At 63.3% G+C, this 18,275-nt stretch carries 17 protein-coding genes; 1 reads left to right on the top strand and 16 read right to left on the bottom strand.

What is annotated here, in order from left to right; all coding sequences use genetic code 11:
• Positions 1 to 10: 10 nt before the first annotated feature.
• The 16 genes from cheD to PZL22_RS21065 all read right to left on the bottom strand — a co-directional run bounded on the left by cheD (position 11) and on the right by PZL22_RS21065 (position 15,973).
• Positions 11 to 562: a chemoreceptor glutamine deamidase CheD gene (gene cheD, locus PZL22_RS21140; protein WP_003529934.1), complete on the bottom strand. Its 552-nt coding sequence runs from the start codon at positions 560 to 562 to the stop codon at positions 11 to 13.
• Positions 559 to 948, bottom strand: a complete 390-nt coding sequence (locus tag PZL22_RS21135; RefSeq protein ID WP_003529938.1) for a response regulator — start codon at positions 946 to 948, stop codon at positions 559 to 561. The genes cheD and PZL22_RS21135 overlap by 4 nt, the downstream gene beginning before the upstream one ends.
• Positions 948 to 1,997: a protein-glutamate O-methylesterase CheB gene (cheB, locus tag PZL22_RS21130; RefSeq protein ID WP_003529941.1), complete on the bottom strand. Its 1,050-nt coding sequence runs from the start codon at positions 1,995 to 1,997 to the stop codon at positions 948 to 950. Before cheB ends, PZL22_RS21135 begins: the two co-directional genes overlap by 1 nt.
• A complete protein-coding gene (gene cheR, locus PZL22_RS21125; RefSeq protein ID WP_003529944.1) occupies positions 1,994 to 2,902 on the bottom strand; it encodes a protein-glutamate O-methyltransferase CheR in 909 nt (302 codons plus the stop codon). Before cheR ends, cheB begins: the two co-directional genes overlap by 4 nt.
• The gene (locus PZL22_RS21120) at positions 2,899 to 3,366 is read right to left on the bottom strand and encodes a chemotaxis protein CheW (protein WP_003529946.1); all 468 of its coding nucleotides are present in this window, start codon (positions 3,364 to 3,366) and stop codon (positions 2,899 to 2,901) included. The genes cheR and PZL22_RS21120 overlap by 4 nt, the downstream gene beginning before the upstream one ends.
• 5 nt (positions 3,367 to 3,371) lie before the next feature.
• Complete coding sequence (locus PZL22_RS21115) at positions 3,372 to 5,648, bottom strand: chemotaxis protein CheA (protein ID WP_003529948.1); 2,277 nt, start codon at positions 5,646 to 5,648, stop codon at positions 3,372 to 3,374.
• Positions 5,649 to 5,668: 20 nt separating this feature from the next.
• Complete coding sequence (locus PZL22_RS21110) at positions 5,669 to 6,034, bottom strand: response regulator (RefSeq protein ID WP_003529950.1); 366 nt, start codon at positions 6,032 to 6,034, stop codon at positions 5,669 to 5,671.
• Positions 6,035 to 6,037: 3 nt separating this feature from the next.
• Positions 6,038 to 6,331: an STAS domain-containing protein gene (locus tag PZL22_RS21105; protein WP_010968719.1), complete on the bottom strand. Its 294-nt coding sequence runs from the start codon at positions 6,329 to 6,331 to the stop codon at positions 6,038 to 6,040.
• A gap of 25 nt (positions 6,332 to 6,356) precedes the next feature.
• Entirely contained in the window at positions 6,357 to 7,958 is a 1,602-nt protein-coding gene (locus PZL22_RS21100) for a globin-coupled sensor protein (RefSeq protein ID WP_003529954.1), read from the bottom strand.
• 706 nt (positions 7,959 to 8,664) lie between these two features.
• Positions 8,665 to 10,053, bottom strand: a complete 1,389-nt coding sequence (locus PZL22_RS21095) for an FGGY-family carbohydrate kinase (protein ID WP_010968718.1) — start codon at positions 10,051 to 10,053, stop codon at positions 8,665 to 8,667.
• Entirely contained in the window at positions 10,050 to 10,364 is a 315-nt protein-coding gene (gene rhaM, locus PZL22_RS21090; RefSeq protein ID WP_003529957.1) for an L-rhamnose mutarotase, read from the bottom strand. Before rhaM ends, PZL22_RS21095 begins: the two co-directional genes overlap by 4 nt.
• A gap of 10 nt (positions 10,365 to 10,374) precedes the next feature.
• Positions 10,375 to 11,379, bottom strand: a complete 1,005-nt coding sequence (locus tag PZL22_RS21085; RefSeq protein WP_003529958.1) for an ABC transporter permease — start codon at positions 11,377 to 11,379, stop codon at positions 10,375 to 10,377.
• Positions 11,379 to 12,359, bottom strand: a complete 981-nt coding sequence (locus tag PZL22_RS21080) for an ABC transporter permease (protein ID WP_014528983.1) — start codon at positions 12,357 to 12,359, stop codon at positions 11,379 to 11,381. Before PZL22_RS21080 ends, PZL22_RS21085 begins: the two co-directional genes overlap by 1 nt.
• On the bottom strand, positions 12,356 to 13,867 hold the full coding sequence (locus tag PZL22_RS21075; RefSeq protein ID WP_003529960.1) for a sugar ABC transporter ATP-binding protein: 1,512 nt from the start codon (positions 13,865 to 13,867) through the stop codon (positions 12,356 to 12,358). Before PZL22_RS21075 ends, PZL22_RS21080 begins: the two co-directional genes overlap by 4 nt.
• Before the next feature lie 189 nt (positions 13,868 to 14,056).
• Positions 14,057 to 15,046, bottom strand: a complete 990-nt coding sequence (rhaS, locus tag PZL22_RS21070; protein WP_004436001.1) for a rhamnose ABC transporter substrate-binding protein — start codon at positions 15,044 to 15,046, stop codon at positions 14,057 to 14,059.
• Positions 15,047 to 15,160: 114 nt separating this feature from the next.
• Positions 15,161 to 15,973, bottom strand: a complete 813-nt coding sequence (locus tag PZL22_RS21065; protein ID WP_004435998.1) for a DeoR/GlpR family DNA-binding transcription regulator — start codon at positions 15,971 to 15,973, stop codon at positions 15,161 to 15,163.
• Between the two features lie 200 nt (positions 15,974 to 16,173).
• On the opposite strand from PZL22_RS21065, the gene PZL22_RS21060 reads away from it, so the two are divergent.
• Positions 16,174 to 18,273 (top strand): bifunctional rhamnulose-1-phosphate aldolase/short-chain dehydrogenase, encoded by a 2,100-nt coding sequence (locus tag PZL22_RS21060; RefSeq protein WP_004435995.1) that lies wholly within the window; start codon positions 16,174 to 16,176, stop codon positions 18,271 to 18,273.
• The last annotated feature ends 2 nt before the right edge of the window (positions 18,274 to 18,275 follow it).

Here is an 18,275-nt window from a genome sequence, read left to right as displayed (position 1 = left end):
GCCGGTATGATCAGAAGAATTCGATGGGGCTTTCGGCCGGCTTCGGCACGGCGGGCCTCTGGTCCATCTGAAGCGCCCGCTGTGCCTCGACGCCTGTCAGGGCATATTGGCGCGCGCGCCCGGACGACGGCCAGTATTCGAGCTTGCGCCCGTGGTCGCCGCCGGTGCTTTCGCCGACGATTCGGATACCCTCGTCCATCAGGAACTGGCGTGCGAAGGCGGCATTCTGCTCGCCGACGTTCGAGAAACGCGCAATCGTCCTGGCGCCGCCGAAGATTTTCGCCTCCAGCCGGTCGCGGCGCGCCCCCTGCTTCAGAAGGCCGTTGATGAGAAGCTCCATCAGGTGCACGCCGTAGCGCGTGGCGTCCGCGCCGGAACTCGGCGACGTCGCCGAACCCGGCAGCAGGAAGTGATTCATGCCGCCGACGCCGGCCGCCGGATCGCGCATGCAGGCGGCCACGCAGGAACCGAGAATGGTCGAAAGCACGATATCCGGATCGTTGACGACCTTGAACTCGCCCTGAATGACATGGACGCGCCTCCCGGCAGCCTCGGTGTTCATTTCAGCGCCCCGAACACGGCCTCGATCGCGGCTTTCATCTTTTCGATCGTGAACGGCTTTGCCAGCACGTTGTTGGCGCCGAGCGCAGCCGCCTTCTGCACCAGCGCGCGGTCGCCCTGTGCCGTCAGAATGATGAAGGCCGCCTTCTTGGTGGCGGGGTTTGCACGCACCGCCTGGAGCAGGCCCAACCCATCCATTTTCGGCATGTTGAAATCGGAGATCACTAGATGATGGGGATTCTGAGCCATGATCTTCATGCCCTGCTCCCCGTCACCGGCCGCGGTGATCTGCTTGAAGCCGAGCTGCTGCAGTGCGTCGCCCAGGAGCAGACGGCTCGTGACCTGATCGTCGACGATCAGAACTTTTATCTTTTCGGCGAGAGACATTATTCGATTCCTTCTTTTCGGGCAGCCGCCGTCTTCAAAATCTCCTCCCCGATCGATCCGAGGGGGAGCTGCGTTTCGACCGCGCCCAATTCATAGGCGACGCGCGGCATGCCGTAGACGACACAGGTCTTTTCGTTCTGACCGAAGGTGCGTGCTCCGGCATGCCGCAATTTCAGGAGACCGGCGGCGCCATCGCGGCCCATTCCGGTGAGAATCACCCCGATGGCGTTCCGGCCCGCCAGTTCGGCGACGGAATCGAACAGCACGTCGACCGAAGGACGATGTCCGTTGACCGGCGGATGATCCACCAGTCGGCAGCAGGGTGCTGCGGCATTATGGACCTCAAGATGGCGTTCGCCGCCGGGCGCCAGATAGACCCTGCCGACCTCGAGCCGCGCGCCATCCGTCGCCTCCTGGACCGTCGGGGCGCAAAGCCGGTTCAGCCGTTCGGCGAAGCTCTTGGTGAAGGTGTGCGGCATGTGCTGCGTGATCACCGTCGGCGGGCAATTCGCCGGGAACTTCTGCAAGACCGTGATCAGCGCCTCGACCCCGCCGGTCGAGGCTCCGATCGCGACGATCTTGCGCCCTGCCCGGTAGTCGGAAACGGCTGTCACCGCCGGCGCGGCCGCCCTGTTGCTGGTGATCATGGACTTGCGCTGCGAACGCGCGGCCGCCTTGACCTTTTCGGCGAGATCGCGGAACGGATGCGTATCCCCCGGCTGGGGCTTGCCGACGCAGTCGAAGGCGCCGATCTCGAGCGCGGCGATCGTCGCTTCGGCGCCCCTATGGGTCAGCGTCGAGACCATGATCACCGGCATGGGCCTCAGCCGCATGATCTTGTCGAGGAATTCGAGGCCGTTCATGTTCGGCATCTCGATGTCGAGGGTCACGACATCGGGGTCGAGCTGCTTGATCGCCTGACGCGCCTCGAGCGCGTCGGCAGCCTGTCCGACGACGGAGATATCAGGGTCGGCATTGAGCACGGCGGAGATGAGGCCGCGCATGGTGGCCGAGTCGTCGACGACGAGAACACGTGCGGGAGCGCTCATGCCCGGCCCCCGTGGAACTTGCCGGTATGGCGATAGGTCGTGATGCCGATATTGTCGAACAGCGCCTTGGCATCCCCCGACACACGTTCCGAGTGGCCGATATAGAGGTGCCCGCCATTGTCCAGCACGCCGGCGAAGCGCGACCAGATCTTCATCTGCGTCGGCTCGTCGAAATAGATCACGACATTGCGGCAGAAGATCACGTCGAACGGCCCCTTGATCGGCCACTGCGCCATGAGGTTGAGTTCGTTGAAGGTGATCAGCCGCTTGACGCGATCGTCGACCTGCCACTTGCGGCGGCCGCCCGCTTCGACCTCGCTGAACCATTGCTTGCGCATGGCAGGGTTCACCGTCTCGAGCGCCGTCGCATCGTAGGCGCCGGCCCGCGCCAGCGCCAGGATCTTCGGGTCGATATCGGTCGCGAGGATGCGGAAGTCGTAGTCCGCAGCATTGGGCAGCAAAGACAACACCGTCAGCGCGATCGAATAGGGCTCCTGGCCATCCGAACACGCCGCAGACCAGATGCGGACGCGACCGCCGTTCTTCGCGCGGGCGATAAGACCAGGCAGAACGTCTGTTTTCAGGTGCTCGAAATGATGGTTCTCGCGGAAAAAGCGGGTGAAATTCGTCGTGAGATGCGAAAGCATGTCGCGGCGCGCCGCCGCACCGGCAGGCGAAGCGACGAGCTGGCAGTAGTCGCGGAACCCCTTCAGTCCGAGATTGCGGATATGCTTCGAAAGCCGCGAATAGACGAGCGATGCCTTGGATTCGTTGAGATAGATGCCGGCATCCGCGTAGATCATCGCGGCGATCTCGGTGAGATCGCGGCGGGTCAGCGGATATTCTCCGCTCGCGAGACATTCGTCCGGATACGGCCTCTGATCGATGTTGGCCTGGACCCTCATGCCGCCTCCCTTTCCTCGCTCGGGAAGACCGAGTCGAGCTCTACGAGGCAGATCATGCGCCCCTCTATCGCCAACACGCCGCGTGCGAAACTCCGCTCGAAATCGGACGCGATGTCCGGCGTCGGCTGAATATCGCGATCGGAGACGGTGAGAATGTCGGAAACGGCGTCGACCAGCAGGCCGACCACCCTGCTCTTGACCTGCGCGACGATGATCACGTGCCGAACCGTCGGCTCGGCCGCCTTCATGCCCAGCCGGGCGGAGAAATCGACGATCGGCAGCACGGCGCCGCGCAGATTGATGACGCCGAGCACGTAGGCGGGCGCATGCGGCATCGGGGTCGCCGGCGTCCATCCGCGAATTTCGCGCACCGCCATGATGTTGACGCAGAATTCCTGGTCGCCGACGCGGAAGGCGATCAGCTCCCGTCCGCCATTGGTCAGATGTTTTGCGGCATTGGTCATGGGAATTATCCGGCTGCAGCAAGAGACATTTCAGGTTTCAGGGATTGCCCGCGCGACGCAGCGACGATGGCGTCTACATCGAGGATGAGTGCCACGCGCCCGTCGCCGAGAATTGTGGCCGCCGCAATGCCGGGCACATGCGTGTAGTTGGCTTCGAGGCTCTTGATTACCACCTGCCGCTGGCCCTGGATGGCATCGACCATCAACGCGCGCTGGCCGCCGCCTTCGGATTCGACGAGAAGCGCCACGCCTTCGACCGGGTTGGCCTGTGCCCCGCGGAAGTTCAGGATGCGGCCCACGTCTACGAGCGGGCAGAAGGAGTCGCGGATCGAGATCAGCCGCTGGCTGGAACCGAAGCTGTGGATCGCAGAGGCCTCCGGCTGCAGCGTCTCGACGATTGCCGTCAGCGGCACGACGAGCGTCTGGTTGGCGACGGTCACCACCATGCCGTCGAGGACGGCGAGCGTCAGCGGCAGGCTCATGGTGAAGATCGAGCCCTGGCCCGGCTTCGAAGAGATGTTGATGCGGCCGCCGAGTGCCTGGATGGAGCGCTTGACGACATCCATGCCGACACCACGGCCGGAAATGTCGGAGATCTTGTCGGCTGTGGAGAAACCAGCGTGGAAGATCAGGTTGTCGACCTCCTCGTCCGAAAGGTTTGCGTCCGCCGCAATGAGATCGTTGTCGATCGCCTTCTGGCGCACCTTCTCGCGATTGATGCCGGCGCCGTCGTCGGCAAGCTCGATGACGATGCGGCCGGAGCGGTGCTTGGCCGTGAGCCGCACGGTTCCTTCCGGGTTCTTGCCCGCGGCAACCCGCTTTTCGGGCGTTTCGAGGCCGTGATCGACCGCGTTGCGGATCATGTGCGTGAGCGGCTCGGCAAGCTTGTCGATGACCGTCTTGTCGACTTCCGTATTTTCACCCTCGGTGATGAGACGGACGGACTTGCCGGTCATGTCGGCGATTTCGCGGACGATGCGGGACATGCGCTGGAAGACCGGCTTGACGGGCTGCGCGCGGATCGCCATGACACTGTCCTGGATTTCGCGCGTAAGCTGCTGCAGTTCCTCCAGGCCCATATTGATCGACGACGTGCCGTTGGTGTCGTTTTCGATCACGCTCTGCGACAGCATCGCCTGGTTGATGACGAGTTCGCCGACGAGGTTGATCAGGCGGTCGACACGATCGAGATCGACACGAATGGTCGGGGTCGCGGCGGAAGCGGCCTGCTGGGCGGCAGCCTGTGCCGCCGATGCCGATTGGGAATTGCGGGCATTCTCCGGGGAGACGCGAGCCGTGGACTGCGCCATTTGCAGGACGTTGCTCGCCGTCTGCGCCGCCGCGACGGCCGCATTCCGGGAGTCGCCCTCGCTGGCGGCGGCCCGGTCCTCTTCCCCGGCAGGCGCCTGGGCTTCGTCCTCGAGGATCGAAAGATCGAAGGGGACGGGCTGCATCGGCAGGTCTTCGTCCATCCCGACCGTACCGCCGGCGAGCGCGACGTCGAGCTCGCAATCCCACTCGGCGAATTCGAACACGGAGCGGATCGCCTCTTCGCCCTTGTCGGTTTTGAGCGAAATCTTCCAGGAGAAATACGCCTCCTCCGGATTCATCCGGTCCAGCGGCGGCAGAGTGTCCATATTGCAATGGATGCTCATTTCGCCGAGACGCGAGAGATCGCGCAGGAGCAGCGTGGCGTCATTGCCCTTGGAATAAAGATCCGACTTGGGCTTGAAGACGATCTCATAGGTGGACGGTTCGATCGTCGGCTCGTCGCCTGTCTCGAAATCGTCGAAGGAGAAGGCAACGGGCTGGAAGCCTTCCTCGTTGACGACCGGAGCAGCCGGGGCAACGCCGGCCGGCGTCGTTTTCGGCGCGGACTCGGCGGCGGCTTGCGGCAGTTCGCCGTTGGCGAGCGCTTCGAGTTCCTTGATCAGTTGCCGGCTGCGCGCCTCGTCGACGCCGCCGCCGTCACGGGCGGCGTTGGTGAGATCGGCAAGCACGTCCGCCGATCTCAGCATGACTTTCAGGACGTCCTGATTGGGTTCCAGCCTGTTGGATCGAACGCAGTCGAGCGTCGTCTCGAACACATGCGCGAAGGAGACGAGATCGTCGAGCCCGAAGGCGCCGGCGCCGCCCTTGATGGAATGGACCGCACGGAAAACGGCATTCACCGTTTCCGGATCGCGATCGCCGTCATTGAGCTTGAGGAGACCCGATTCCAGTTCCGCGAGTTGCTCCTCGCATTCCTGGAAGAAAATCTCTTTGATTTCGTTCATATCCATTGGATGGCTGTCCCCGGATTTCAGGCCGTTACGCGCTCGATGGCATCGATCAGCTTGGTCGGGTCGAACGGTTTGACGATCCAGCCGGTGGCGCCCGCCTGCCGCGCGCGGTTCTTCTTCTCCGCATCGCTCTCGGTGGTCAGCACGAGGATCGGCACCGCACGGTAGCGATCGTTCTTGCGCACACCCTCGATGAAGCCGAAGCCGTCGAGGCGCGGCATGTTGATGTCCGTTACGATCACGTCGGGATTGGCCGTATCGAGCTTCTCGAGGCCCTCGACGCCATCCTCCGCCTGGATCGTTTCGAATCCGGCATTGTTGAGGGTGACGAGAAGCATGTTCCGGATCGTCCGGGAGTCGTCGACAGTCAGAACTCTCTTCTTCATTGCTCAAATCTCCTTTGCCATCAGGGGACCGATGTCCGCCCCGATGAGCTGTGTCGTCTTGATGAAAGCGTCGGACACCTCGGCAAAGGTGAAAGACAGGCGATCCGCTTCCCAGCTTCTCGCGGCGGCCATGAGCACCTGGACACAAAGCGTCCCAACGCGCTCGACCGCGGACGCGTCGATCGCCACGGCGCCGCCTTTCAGTGCCAGGAGCCTTTCATGCAGCACCGTTGCCTCGTTCAGGTCCAAAACCGGAGCGAGCATCAGCGTGTTTCGTGCGGAGTTTCTGCTGGCCATTTTTCCCTCGCTTGAAATGCTCTACCTAGCGCCGCCATCCGGCCAGATGACGTTCGGACGTGACTTCGCCGAACGGGCTCGTGGTCTCGTCTTCCGGCGCCTCTATCCTCATCCGCGGGGCGAAGCTCGCGGCCGATCTCGCCTGACGGTCGAGATGAAAGCGACGGATGGTCTCGCCCAGTTCCACGATGACGCCGTGAAGATCGTCGGTCGACGCGAGGGCCGCGCCCGCGAGTGCGGCGCTTCGGTTCATCGCCTGCGCGACCCCGCCGATCTCCGAGGTTGCGGAGGCGAGATCGTTCACCTGACATTCCGCCTCGCGGGCAATGCCGGTGACGGCCTCGTTTATGGAGACTACCTGTTCGGCGATGCTGCTGATCGCGTGCTGGGTCCGGCCGACGATCTCGACGCCGGCCACGACCTGTCCCTTGGTTCCGGTCACGAGTTGCTTGATCTCGCGCGCCGCTTCGCCGGAGCGTTGCGCGAGCGCACGCACCTCCTGTGCGACGACCGCGAAACCGCGGCCGCTTTCGCCGGCCCGTGCGGCTTCGATGCCCGCATTGAGCGCCAGGAGATTGGTCTGGAAGGCGATCTCGTCGATCACGCCGATGATCTGACCGATTTTCTCGGCAGAAGCCTCGATGTCGGCCATGGCCGAGATCGCCTGGCCGGCGATCTCGCCGCTGCGCTCCACCGCGATGCGGGTTCGGCTTGCCTGGGCCTCGGTCTCGCCGATCCGGATCGAACCGGTGCGGATCCGCTCGGTTACGGTGCCGAGGCTCACGAGATGCTGGTCGATGGCTTTCGCTTCTGCGCCGGCATTGCCTGAGAATTCGGCCGCACTGCCGCGCAGGTCCGAGACGATGGCCTCGGCCGCCGTGGCGCGTTTGTCGGCCGCGAGCAGCGCATCCCTGATCTGGCCCAATGCCGTGTTGAGGCCCGCCACGATCGGCTGGTAGGTATCCGGCGCATCTTCCGGAAGACGCGCGGTCAGGTCGCCCTCCCCCAGAGCCCGAAGAAAATCCGCGAAGAGTGTCTTCAACTCGCTTTCGTCGTCCCGGCGCTGCTCCGAAAGCTGGCGCTGGTGCTGCTGGCGCAGCGCGTTGAAACGCAGCGAAACCGCAATTTCCGTGTCGACGAAAGCGGCGCGCACGAGAGCGGCGACGAGGTCGCGGAGTTCCCTCCTGCGTGCCTTGCCGAGAGAGAGGATCGATTTCGGCCAGGCATCCTCGATCGCACCGAGGATAAGGTGCTCGAGCACGATCGCGTGGCTGGCGATCTGCCAGCGCGGGTCGAGACCCATGCGACTTTCGGTATCGGCAAGCACCTTCACGCGCTCGGCATAGAGCCCGTCGAAACGGGCGTCCGTGAGCACGTTCCAGTGCGACGACTGAAGATCGTGCAGGCGGTCGATCTGGCGGTCGCTGTCGAAGTGGCGCGCCGCATCGGGGCTCGCCTGCAGGCGGTGCGAGAGGGCTCGCAGCGCCAGTTCGATGCGTGGCGAAAGAGCCTGGCGGTGATCGCGCAGCAGCGCGCAGGCATCCTCGTCGAGACCGGCAAAGCGCAGGCGTTCCAGCAGGCTGCCCGCCTGGCCCTTTCTCGCCTGTTCTGACGCTTCCTGTTTCACGCTGGTCCCCGGCTGCTGATGCGTCCCGCATTCGAAATCCGCTGGGGAAGGGTCGCCGCCGGCGGCCGGTCACGCCCACCCGATGAGAGCAGCGCGCCCGGAAGCGCCCGCCATCGTCCGTCCCACAGTGATTTCAGTGAAAGTGGATACCGGACCGAAACCGGTACGGCGGTGCGGCATCATGCCTTGAGGAGAAGTCGAGACTTCCTATTCCGACGTGTTGGACCATGTTTATGGTTAATTCCTTGCTTGAAAGTTAATGCCTCCTGCCTCTTAACCGGAATCGCTAAAATTCAACCGGAGCTTTGCCGTCCACTATCGATGCAACGTTTTCTTTGAACGCAGCCACAGGTTTTCAATGATGAGAGTTTAGAATTGCGGATCTACTTGCCGTTCAGTATCGAAGCATACAGCGCCATGCGTCTCTCATCGGACGGGCAGAGGTCGCTAGAGCATTTGAAGTGCTGCATGTTTCTTGTGTCGTCTGCGATTCAAAACATGCAGGTGTAATGGCGCGAAATACGCGTTGAGTAGCATCTTCAGGCACAGGGCGGCATCATGACGGTGCACCACGGGACGTGAACAATGATTGTTCTTGGAATAGGCGCCATCATCACCGCAACGCTCGCAATGGCGGCGATATCGATCGTCGTCAATCTTGAGCACGGCCGCGCAACGAGCAGAACTTCCGTCTTCTGAGATTCCTTTACGGATCGCTCCGGACATGCGCGGCAGTGCGCCGGCGCCATGCCTCGGCATAAGCCGCATAGGCGTCCGGCTTGGCGGCCGGTATCGCCTCGGCCCCCGTCCTGACGCGGGCGCCCGCGACGAGGCAGGCGGCGCCGAGGCTCGTTCCCGTGCTGTTCAGCCTGTTGGCGAGCACCGGCCGGCCGGTGGCGGCCGCAAGCATCCTCAGATAGGCGTCGTTCAAGGCAAACGGCCCCTCGACCAGGATCTCGCCCCTTGCGCCGATCAGATCGAGGCAGGTCGCCGTCATCAGTGCAAGATGAAAGGAGACGACCGCGAGCCGTTCGGCGGGAGCGAGCTTGTCTTCGTCCGCCGTCCAATGGGGCCTCGCAGCCGGAAACGGCCCTGAACCACCCGGCAGCGACGGCAGCAGCATATGCCCTTGCTCCAGGACACTCGCTTCCGCCTCCGGCGAGGCCGTCGGCGGATCGTCGCCGATCAGCAGGGAATAGGCGCGCCCGCCCATGAAGCGGGCCGAAGGCACCGGATCGCCGAGTGCGTTGACGTTGATGAGCGTGTCGCGCCGCTCGTCGAGTTTCACGGGCTCGGCGCCGACCGCGAGCATCACGACCCAGGTCCCGGTCGAGGCTACGGAGAATGGCGCCTGGCGCGTAATGAGATGCGGCAGCAACGAAGCGTTGGAATCGTGAATGCCGCAGTGGACCGGCGTTTCCGGTGGCAGACCGGTCTCATCCGCAACCTGCCGAAGCAAGGGACCAAGCACGTCGCCCGCCCTTCGCACCGGCGCAAAGAGATGGCGCCAGCCCTGCTCGTCGACCATCGACGAGAAGGTTGCCGCCTTCGGGTTCCAGAGATCGGTGTGGCAGCCGAGCGAGGTCAACTCGTTCGTCCTGACCCCCGTCAAGCGGTAGGACCAATATTGCGCATAGGTGAGGATCGTCGCGACGCGGGCGAAATGCTCCGGAAACATGCGCTGCTGCCAGAAGAGCTGAGCGCCGACATTGAGCCCCATCGGCAGGCGAGCCGAACCGGTCTCCGTGAAGGGAGGGCGCGCCTTCTCATATTCCTCCGCGAGCGCATCCGGCCCGGTGAATTCATAGTCCAGAACCGGCAAGGCGAGTTCGCCCGCTTCGTCGAGCAGCACGGCGGTCGCGCCGTGCGTGGTCACCGAAATCGCATCCACCGGGTGCTCGCGGTGAAGCGCCGCTAGACTGTCAAGAACGAAACGCCAAAGGCGCTCGGTGTCGAAATGCGGGTAGGGCCCGTCGTCGCTCACGCCATTGCCGGACTTGCGCACGGCGATTTCCTCGAAGCGCTCGAGATCGACCAGTGCGACCTTGGCGTTTGTCTTGCCGATATCGATGACGGCGACGGTTTTCATCATCATTTGAGGTGGAAGACGGTTTTGAGCGGCACGGCGACCGGCTCGTTGTCGGCGCGGGTCTCCATGATATCGGCCATATGGGCCCACCATTTCCGCATCACCGGATGCGACGGCAGGTCGCCCATCCTGTGATCGTCCGACCGCCAGAGCACGCCGAAAAGCAGGCAGTTCTCCTCATCGAGGTGGATCGAATAATCGGAGACACCGGCGTCCTTCAGGAGCGTGACCAGCTCCGGCCAGATCGCGTCGTGACGCGCCTGGTATTCGGCGGCCTTGCCGGGATGGAGCCGCATGCGGAAGGCATATTTTTCCATGACTTGCATCTCAATGAACGGGACGGCGGCGGGCGCGCTGCCAGAGGATCGGCAGCGCGATCACCGAAATCAGGAGCAGGCCGATGAAGATCGACATGACGATGCCGGGCACGTTCAGGAGGCCGAAGCCGAAGGTGACCATGCCCATGATCAGCGCCGCCAGAACGACGCCGGGTATCGTGCCGGAGCCGCCGAGGATATTGACGCCGCCGAGCACCACCATGGTCACGACCTCGAGCTCCCAGCCGAGCGCGATCGAGGGCCGTGTGGAGCCGAGCCGCGAAGTGAGGCAGACGGAGGCGAGCCCGGCCATGAGGCCGGTCAGCAGGAAGAGCGTGAACTTGACCCGCCCGACCCGAACGCCGGAAAAGAGTGCAGCCGTCTGGTTGTTGCCGATGGCATAGACGGCACGGCCGAAATTCGTCCTGTGCAGCAGGACTCCGTAAATGACGGCGAGCACGACGAAGAGCGTGAACTCGAAGGAGAAAACCCACCAGACATAGCCCTGGCCGAACCAGGCGAAGCTCTCGGGATAGCCGGTAAAGGCCTGGTCGCCGAGCACGATGAAGGACAGGCCGCGAAACAGGCTCATGGTGCCGATCGTCACCACGATCGACGGCAGGCCGAGGCCCGTGATCAGGAGCCCGTTGACGAGACCGCAGAGGAGACCGACGCCAAGGCCGATCGCGACGAGCGCCGGCGTGTCGAAACCGAGTTGCACGGCATAGCCCATGGCGGTCGAGGCAAGGGCGATGATGGAAGCGACCGAGAGGTCGATCTCGCCGGAGATGATCACCAGCGCCATGGCGAAGGCGATCATCGCCTTCTCGGTGAAGTTGAACGTAGCGTCGGAGAGGTTCCACGGATCGAGGAAATAGGGCGACGCCAGCGAATTGCCGAGGAAGATCACGATGGCGACCACGAAGAGCAGCGCTTCCCAGCTCTTTAGAAGGCGAGCGCCGCCTCCTTGCAGGCGATCGGGAATGTTGCGGGGAGAAATTTGCGCGTCCGCCATCAGACCGCCTCCGCTTTCTTGAGAATGACCCTGCCCTTGCGCCGCTCGGCGCGGGCGTTGACGGCGACCGCGATGATGATGACCGTTCCGGATATCGCCAGTTGCGCGAAGGGCGAGATATTGATGACCGGCAGAGCGTTCTTGATCACGCCGAGGAAGAGCGCTCCGAGGACCGCGCCCGCCACCGAGCCGATGCCGCCGGCAATCGAAATGCCGCCGATGACGCAGGCCGCGATGATGTCGAGCTCGAAGCCGGCCGCGATGTCCACATAGGCGACCGCATAGCGCGATACCCAGAGGTAGCCCGACAGACCCGCAAGCGCGCCCGAGAGACAATAGGCGAAGAAGCGCGTACGTCCGACATCGATGCCGGTGTAGACGGCTGCGTGCGGATTGCCGCCGACGGCATAGAAGGCGCGCCCGAGCGGCGTGCGACCCATGACCAGGAACATCAGCGCGACCATGACGAGCGAGAGCCAGGAAAGCACCGGCATGCCGGCCACATCCAGCCGCGGCAGCGCCTTGAAGGCGTCGCTCATCTCATGGGCATTGATCCACTTGCCGTTCGTCAGCACGAAGATGAGGCCGCGATAGATCGTCAGCGTCCCGAGCGTGACGACGATCGGGGGAATATTGAGCTTCCAGACCAACGTGCCGTTGATCGCCCCGAGGAAGCCGCCCAGCGCCATGACGGCGACAATGATGAGCGGTATCGGCAAGCCGGGAAAGGCGTTGTTCAACATGGCCGCGACCATGCCGCAGAGCGCGAGGTTCGCCGCCATCGACAAATCGATGCAGCGGGTGAGAATGACGGCCATCTGCCCGAGCGCCAGGATGACGAGGATAGAGGTGTCGCTATAGACGCGCGCGAGATTGGACGGAGCCACGAAAGCCGGAAAGCGCAAGGCGATCAGGGCAAGCAGCACGGCAATCGCGACGACGAGCAGGATTTCTCGGTTCTTGAGGAGCCTGGCCATCATGCGGCCCTCCCATCGGCTTGCGTTTCGATGCCTGCGGCGGCCCGCACCAGCTTCTCAGCGGTCAGTTCAGACCGCTCGTATCTTCCGGCGACGCGCCCCTCGCGCATGACGATGACGCGGTCAGACATCCCCATGATCTCGGGAATTTCCGAGGACACCATGATGACGCTCAAGCCTTGCGCCGCAAGCTCGCTCATGAAGGCATGAACGGCGGCCTTGGAGCCGATGTCGATGCCCTTGGTCGGCTCGTCGAGGATGATGACCTTCGGCCGGGTCGCGAGCCACTTGGCGATGACCACCTTCTGCTGGTTGCCGCCGGAAAGCGTGCCGACGTCCTGATCGAGCGCGGCGGCCCGCAGATCGAGGCGGGAGGTGTATTCGCGCGCCAGCGCGAATTCCTCGGCAAGCCGCAGGAAGCCCGAGCGCGAGGTGTGTGAAAGCGAGGGCAGCGTCACATTCTGGAAGATCGGCATGCCGATGATCGCCCCCTGCCGTCCGCGCTCTTCCGGCACATAGACGATGCCTGCGCGGATCGCCTCCGCCGGGCTGCGGATGACCAGCACCTCGCCATCGAGCTTCACGGCACCGGCGGACGGCCGGGTGATGCCGATCAGCGACTGCATGAATTCCGAACGCCCGGCGCCGACCAGGCCATAGAAACCCAGGATCTCGCCGCGCCTGAGTTCGAAGTTGATGTCCTCGAATTCGGTCGGGTGGCGATAACCGGAAACGGTAAGCACCGGCTGACCGATGGTCACCTCCTTCTTCGGATAGACGGAGCCGACGGCGCGGCCGACCATCATGCGGACGAGATCGTCCTGGCTGACGTCGGCGATCAGCCCTTCGCCGATCATCGCCCCGTCGCGAAAGACGGTATAGCGGTCTGCGATGCGGAAGATCTCATCGAATTTGTGGCTGATGAACAGGACAGCCTTGCCGTCGGCCTTGAGCCGTTCGATCAGATCGTAGAGCTCGTGAATTTCCTTGTGCGACAGCGCGGCCGTCGGCTCGTCCATGATGACGACGCGCGCATCGACCGAGAGCGCCCGGGCGATCGCGACCAGATGCTTCTTGGCGATGCCGAGATCGCGCAGGCGGATCGTCGGGTCGAAATCGGCGCCCGCGCGGCGTAACAGGGCCTGAGCGTCGGCGTTGAGCTGCTTCCAGTCGATGAGGCCGAAGCGGTTGCGCGGTGCGTGGCCGAGAAAGATGTTTTCCGCGACGGAGAGCTCGTCGAAGAGCACCGTCTCCTGATGAATCGCCGTGACCCCGGCGCGGGACGCCGCAAGGGCGGTCGGAAAGGTGGTCTCCGTGTCGCCGAGCCGGATGGTGCCCGCATCAGGCTGATAGATGCCGGTCAGTATCTTGACGAGCGTCGACTTGCCGGCGCCGTTTTCGCCGACGAGCGCCGTCACCGAGCCGGGATAGAGAGCGAGCGAGACATCGGAAAGAGCGCGCACGCCCGGAAAGGACTTCGATATGCCTTCAAGCGCAATGGCGGGCTTCATCCGCGATGTGGTTGTGTCCTGCAACAAGAGTGGATCCACCAGTTCAGTCGTTTCAATTGGGTGGCGGCCAAGCCCTCGATCACATGAGGCTGCCCCTCTCCTCGGGTTTGACCTGAGGACTAGCCCTCTCCCCGCAGGCGGGGAGAGGGTGGCCGGCAGGCCGGATGAGGGGCAAACACCCCAGCACGATCAGAAGATCTTCGCGAATTCCTCGACGTTCGAGGCATCATAGACGAACGGGTCGGCCATGGCGCCTTCGTTGTTCTCGTCGAGCTTGACCGTGCCCATGCGGCCCATCTTGAGTTCCGCGCCGGGCTTGGCTTCGGCACCGTTGATGAGGTCATAGGCGATCATCGTTGCCGAATAGCCGAGGTCGATCGGGTTCCAGATGGCGAAGGACTTCGAGGCGCCGGACTTCACGTGTCCGGCCATTTCAGAGGGAAGGCCCAGACCGGTGACGTTGATCTGGCCGATCTTGCCGGCGTCGGTCACGGCCTGCGCCGCGGCGACGATGCCGACGGAGGTCGGCGCTATGATGGCCTTCAGGTTCGGATGGGACTGGATGAGCCCTTGCGTCTCGCGATAGGACTTGTCGGCCAAGTCGTCGCCATAGACGGTGGCGACCACATTGATGCCCTTGTAGTTGCCCTGGACCTTCTTCATTTCGGCGATCCACGTATTCTGGTTGGTCGCCGTTGCGGAGGCCGAGAGCACTGCGACGTCGCCGCCTTCGGGCAGATTGTCGGCGGCGAGCTTGATGATCATGTTGCCGATCAGCGGGCTCGAGGACGGGTTGAGATGCATCAACCGGCCTTCCTTGGCCACACCCGAATCCCAGGAGATGACCTTGATGCCGCGATCCATCGCCTTCTTCAGTGCCGGGACGAGCGCGTCCGTGTCGTTGGCCGAAACCGCGATCGCATCGACTTTCTGCGCGATCAGCGAGTTGATCACTTCGATCTGGCCTTCGGCCGTCGTCGAGGTCGGGCCGGTATAGATGATCTCGACGTCGCCGAGTTCCTTGGCCGCTTCCTGAGCGCCCTTGTTGGCGGCTTCGAAGAAGCCGATGCCCAGTGCCTTGACGACAAGCGCGATCTTCTTGTTTTCCGCATGAGCGGCATTGGCCATCAGCGCCACGGCGACGGCGGCCGTCACCATCAATGATTTCAGGACTTTCATCGTTTTTTTCTCCTCCCATGGGCCCGCATCCGGAGTGGCTGCGTCTTCCTGCCCGAACAATCATTTCCCGATCTTCATCCGGAAGCTCGGGACATCAGCTCCTCTCCCCATGCTTCATGCGGATGTCGAAGCCTTTTCGGCGTCGGCCTTTGCGCTCTGAGCGGCGACGATCAGGCTGACGCCGGCATTCTCAAGCATCGAGGCATGTCTGTCCTCGATACCTGAATCGGTAATGACGGTGGCGATGCGCTTGAGGCCGCACAGAATGAGGCTCGAGCGCCTGTGAAATTTCGAGGAGTCGACGAGCACGACGAGGTCGTCGGCCTGGTCGATCAGCTTCTGCTCGGCCTGGATCAGCAGCGGATCGGCCTCCATCAGCCCGAGAGGCCCCAGCCCCTGCGCCCCCATGAACATGCGCCGCGCATAGAAGTTGCGCGTCACGTCGTTCTCGAAGGGGCTCAATATGATGTTCTGCTCGCGATAGATCGTCCCGCCCGACAGCATCACGGTGTTCTTCGAATGCTTGAGCAGGTGTTCGGCGATCGGGAAGGAATTGGTGAAGACCTGCATCCGGCGATTGGCCAGGAAATGCACCATCTGAAAGGTCGTGGTGCCGCCATTGATGATGATCGGCTCGCCGTCCTGACAGAGCGCCACCGCTTCCCGGGCGATCGCCTGCTTCTCCCGCGCATGCAGACCTTCGTTCACCCGGAAGGGGCGGCCGGCAAGGCCTACGAACTGCGGAGGGTTGATCGCTTCGGCACCGCCCCTGACGCGGCGCAGCCGCTTCTGCACATGCAGCGCCGCGATGTCGCGGCGGATCGTCGCCTCCGAGCTGCCGGTGAGATCGACCAATTCGGGCACGGTTGCGACCGGCTTTTCCTGCACCGCCGACAGGATGATCCTGTGTCTTTCTTTCTCGTGCATGCGCTCCTCCGATGCTCCGCATGCTTCCATCCCTTCCGAGCATTGTCAATCACAATCAATCATGTTTTTTCATTGTGCGGCGCATCATGAAAGTTTTTGATCGTTTTTGATTGACATCCGCGTAATCGCCGTGTGATCTGATGCCAATCATATCGCTGCGGCCCATGTGGCGGCAGCCAGACCAGCGGGAGGAGTTCGACATGCTCGACAAGCACCAGGGCGCGCGCCTTGCCAATCTTTGGGACGACGGCAAGGCGGCAGGAATGACCGAGCCGGAAAAGCTCCTCTACCGCTCTAACCTCCTCGGATCGGACAAGCGGATCACCAATTACGGCGGCGGCAATACCTCCGCCAAGGTCATGGAAAAGGATCCGCTGACCGGCGAAATGGTCGAGGTCCTCTGGGTCAAGGGCTCCGGCGGCGACGTCGGCACGATCAAGATGGATGGCTTCTCCACCCTCTACATGGACAAGCTCCGCGCGCTGAAGGGCATCTATCGCGGCGTCGAATTCGAAGACGAGATGGTCGGCTACCTGCCGCATTGCACTTTCAACCTCAATCCGCGCGCCGCCTCGATCGATACGCCGCTGCACGCCTATGTTCCGAAGCCGCATGTCGACCACATGCATCCGGATGCGATCATCGCCATCGCCGCCTCGAAGAACAGCAGGGAACTGACGAGCAAGATCTTCGGCGACGAGATCGGCTGGCTGCCATGGAAGCGGCCTGGCTACGAACTCGGCCTCTGGCTTGAAAAATTCTGCCAGGAGAACCCGGATGCGCGCGGCGTCGTGCTCGAAAGCCACGGCCTCTTCACCTGGGGCGACACGGCGAAGGAGGCTTACGAGACGACGATCGAGATCATCAACCGCGCCATCGCCTGGTTCGAGACCGAGAACACGGGTCCCGCCTTCGGCGGCCGGTCCAAACCGGTGCTCGCCGCCGCCGATCGCGCCGCCATCGCCAAGAAGCTGATGCCGGTGATCCGCGGTCTCGTCAGCGCTGGGGAAAGCAAGGTCGGTCATTTCGACGACAGTCAGGCGGTGCTCGATTTCGTGACTTCGACCAGCCTCGAGCCGCTGGCGGCGCTCGGCACGAGCTGCCCCGACCACTTTCTGCGCACCAAGATCCGGCCGTTGGTCGTCGATTTCGACCCGGCGCAGCCGGATGTCGGCAATACCCTTGCGGGCCTGCCCGAGGCGATCGCCACCTATCGCGCCGACTATGCCGCTTATTACGAGCGCTGCAAGCGCGCCGACAGCCCGGCCATGCGTGATCCGAACGCGGTGGTCTATCTGGTGCCCGGCGTCGGCATGATCACCTTCGCCAAGGACAAGGCGACGGCGCGCATCTCGGCAGAGTTCTACGTCAATGCGATCAACGTGATGCGCGGCGCGTCCGGCGTGTCGACCTATGTCGGGCTGCCGGAGCAGGAAGCTTTCGATATCGAATACTGGCTGCTCGAAGAAGCCAAGCTGCAGCGTATGCCGAAGCCGAAGAGCCTTGCCGGGCGCATCGCGCTCGTCACCGGCGGCGCCGGCGGCATCGGCAAGGCGACGGCCAACCGGCTGATGCAGGAGGGCGCCTGCGTGGTGCTTGCCGATATCGACGAGACGGCGCTCGAAGCTGCTCAGACGGAGCTTTCCACCCGATACGGCAAGGACTTCGTCCGTTCCGTCAACATGAACGTCACGAGCGAGGCAGCCGTCGAATCGGGCTTCGGCGACGCGCTTCTTGCCTTCGGCGGCCTCGATATTCTCGTTTCCAATGCCGGCCTCGCCACTTCGGCGGCCGTGGAGGACACGACGCTGGCGCTCTGGAACAAGAACATGGACATTCTCGCGACCGGCTACTTCCTGGTCTCGCGCGAGGCTTTCCGCATCTTCCGCAACCAGAAGGCCGGCGGCAATGTCGTTTTCGTCGCCTCCAAGAACGGACTTGCCGCCTCGCCCGGGGCTTCGGCCTACTGCACGGCCAAGGCGGCCGAAATCCATCTCGCCCGCTGCCTGGCGCTCGAAGGAGCGTCGGCGCAGATCCGCGTCAACGTGGTCAATCCCGACGCGGTTCTGCGCGGCTCCAAGATCTGGACCGGCGAATGGAAGGAACAGCGCGCAGCTGCCTACAAGATGGACGTCGACGAGCTGGAGGCGCATTACCGCGAACGCTCGATGCTGAAGCTCAGCGTCTTCCCGGAAGATATCGCCGAGGCGATCTACTTCCTCGCTTCCGACATGTCGGCGAAGTCCACCGGCAATATCGTCAATGTCGACGCGGGCAATGCCCAGTCCTTCACCCGCTGATA

The organism is Ensifer meliloti (genome assembly GCF_030064585.1).
Taxonomy (GTDB): domain Bacteria; phylum Pseudomonadota; class Alphaproteobacteria; order Rhizobiales; family Rhizobiaceae; genus Sinorhizobium; species Sinorhizobium meliloti.
The sequence above is the reverse complement of the archived record's forward strand: the minus strand, read 5'-3'. Positions and strand labels throughout refer to the sequence as shown.

Excerpts from the sequence above, each read along its gene's own strand:
- PZL22_RS21120 (WP_003529946.1), bottom strand. The coding sequence starts at position 3,366 with ATGACCAATGCCGCAAAACATCTGACCAATGGCGGACGGGAGCTGATC.
- PZL22_RS21115 (WP_003529948.1), bottom strand. The coding sequence starts at position 5,648 with ATGGATATGAACGAAATCAAAGAGATTTTCTTCCAGGAATGCGAGGAG.
- PZL22_RS21075 (WP_003529960.1), bottom strand. The coding sequence starts at position 13,867 with ATGAAGCCCGCCATTGCGCTTGAAGGCATATCGAAGTCCTTTCCGGGC.
- PZL22_RS21085 (WP_003529958.1), bottom strand. The coding sequence starts at position 11,379 with ATGGCGGACGCGCAAATTTCTCCCCGCAACATTCCCGATCGCCTGCAA.
- PZL22_RS21105 (WP_010968719.1), bottom strand. The coding sequence starts at position 6,331 with ATGGCCAGCAGAAACTCCGCACGAAACACGCTGATGCTCGCTCCGGTT.
- cheD (WP_003529934.1), bottom strand. The coding sequence starts at position 562 with ATGAACACCGAGGCTGCCGGGAGGCGCGTCCATGTCATTCAGGGCGAG.
- cheB (WP_003529941.1), bottom strand. The coding sequence starts at position 1,997 with ATGAGCGCTCCCGCACGTGTTCTCGTCGTCGACGACTCGGCCACCATG.
- PZL22_RS21095 (WP_010968718.1), bottom strand. The coding sequence starts at position 10,053 with ATGATGATGAAAACCGTCGCCGTCATCGATATCGGCAAGACAAACGCC.
- rhaS (WP_004436001.1), bottom strand. The coding sequence starts at position 15,046 with ATGAAAGTCCTGAAATCATTGATGGTGACGGCCGCCGTCGCCGTGGCG.
- PZL22_RS21065 (WP_004435998.1), bottom strand. The coding sequence starts at position 15,973 with ATGCACGAGAAAGAAAGACACAGGATCATCCTGTCGGCGGTGCAGGAA.
- PZL22_RS21110 (WP_003529950.1), bottom strand. The coding sequence starts at position 6,034 with ATGAAGAAGAGAGTTCTGACTGTCGACGACTCCCGGACGATCCGGAAC.
- rhaM (WP_003529957.1), bottom strand. The coding sequence starts at position 10,364 with ATGGAAAAATATGCCTTCCGCATGCGGCTCCATCCCGGCAAGGCCGCC.
- PZL22_RS21135 (WP_003529938.1), bottom strand. The coding sequence starts at position 948 with ATGTCTCTCGCCGAAAAGATAAAAGTTCTGATCGTCGACGATCAGGTC.
- cheR (WP_003529944.1), bottom strand. The coding sequence starts at position 2,902 with ATGAGGGTCCAGGCCAACATCGATCAGAGGCCGTATCCGGACGAATGT.
- PZL22_RS21060 (WP_004435995.1), top strand. The coding sequence starts at position 16,174 with ATGCTCGACAAGCACCAGGGCGCGCGCCTTGCCAATCTTTGGGACGAC.
- PZL22_RS21080 (WP_014528983.1), bottom strand. The coding sequence starts at position 12,359 with ATGATGGCCAGGCTCCTCAAGAACCGAGAAATCCTGCTCGTCGTCGCG.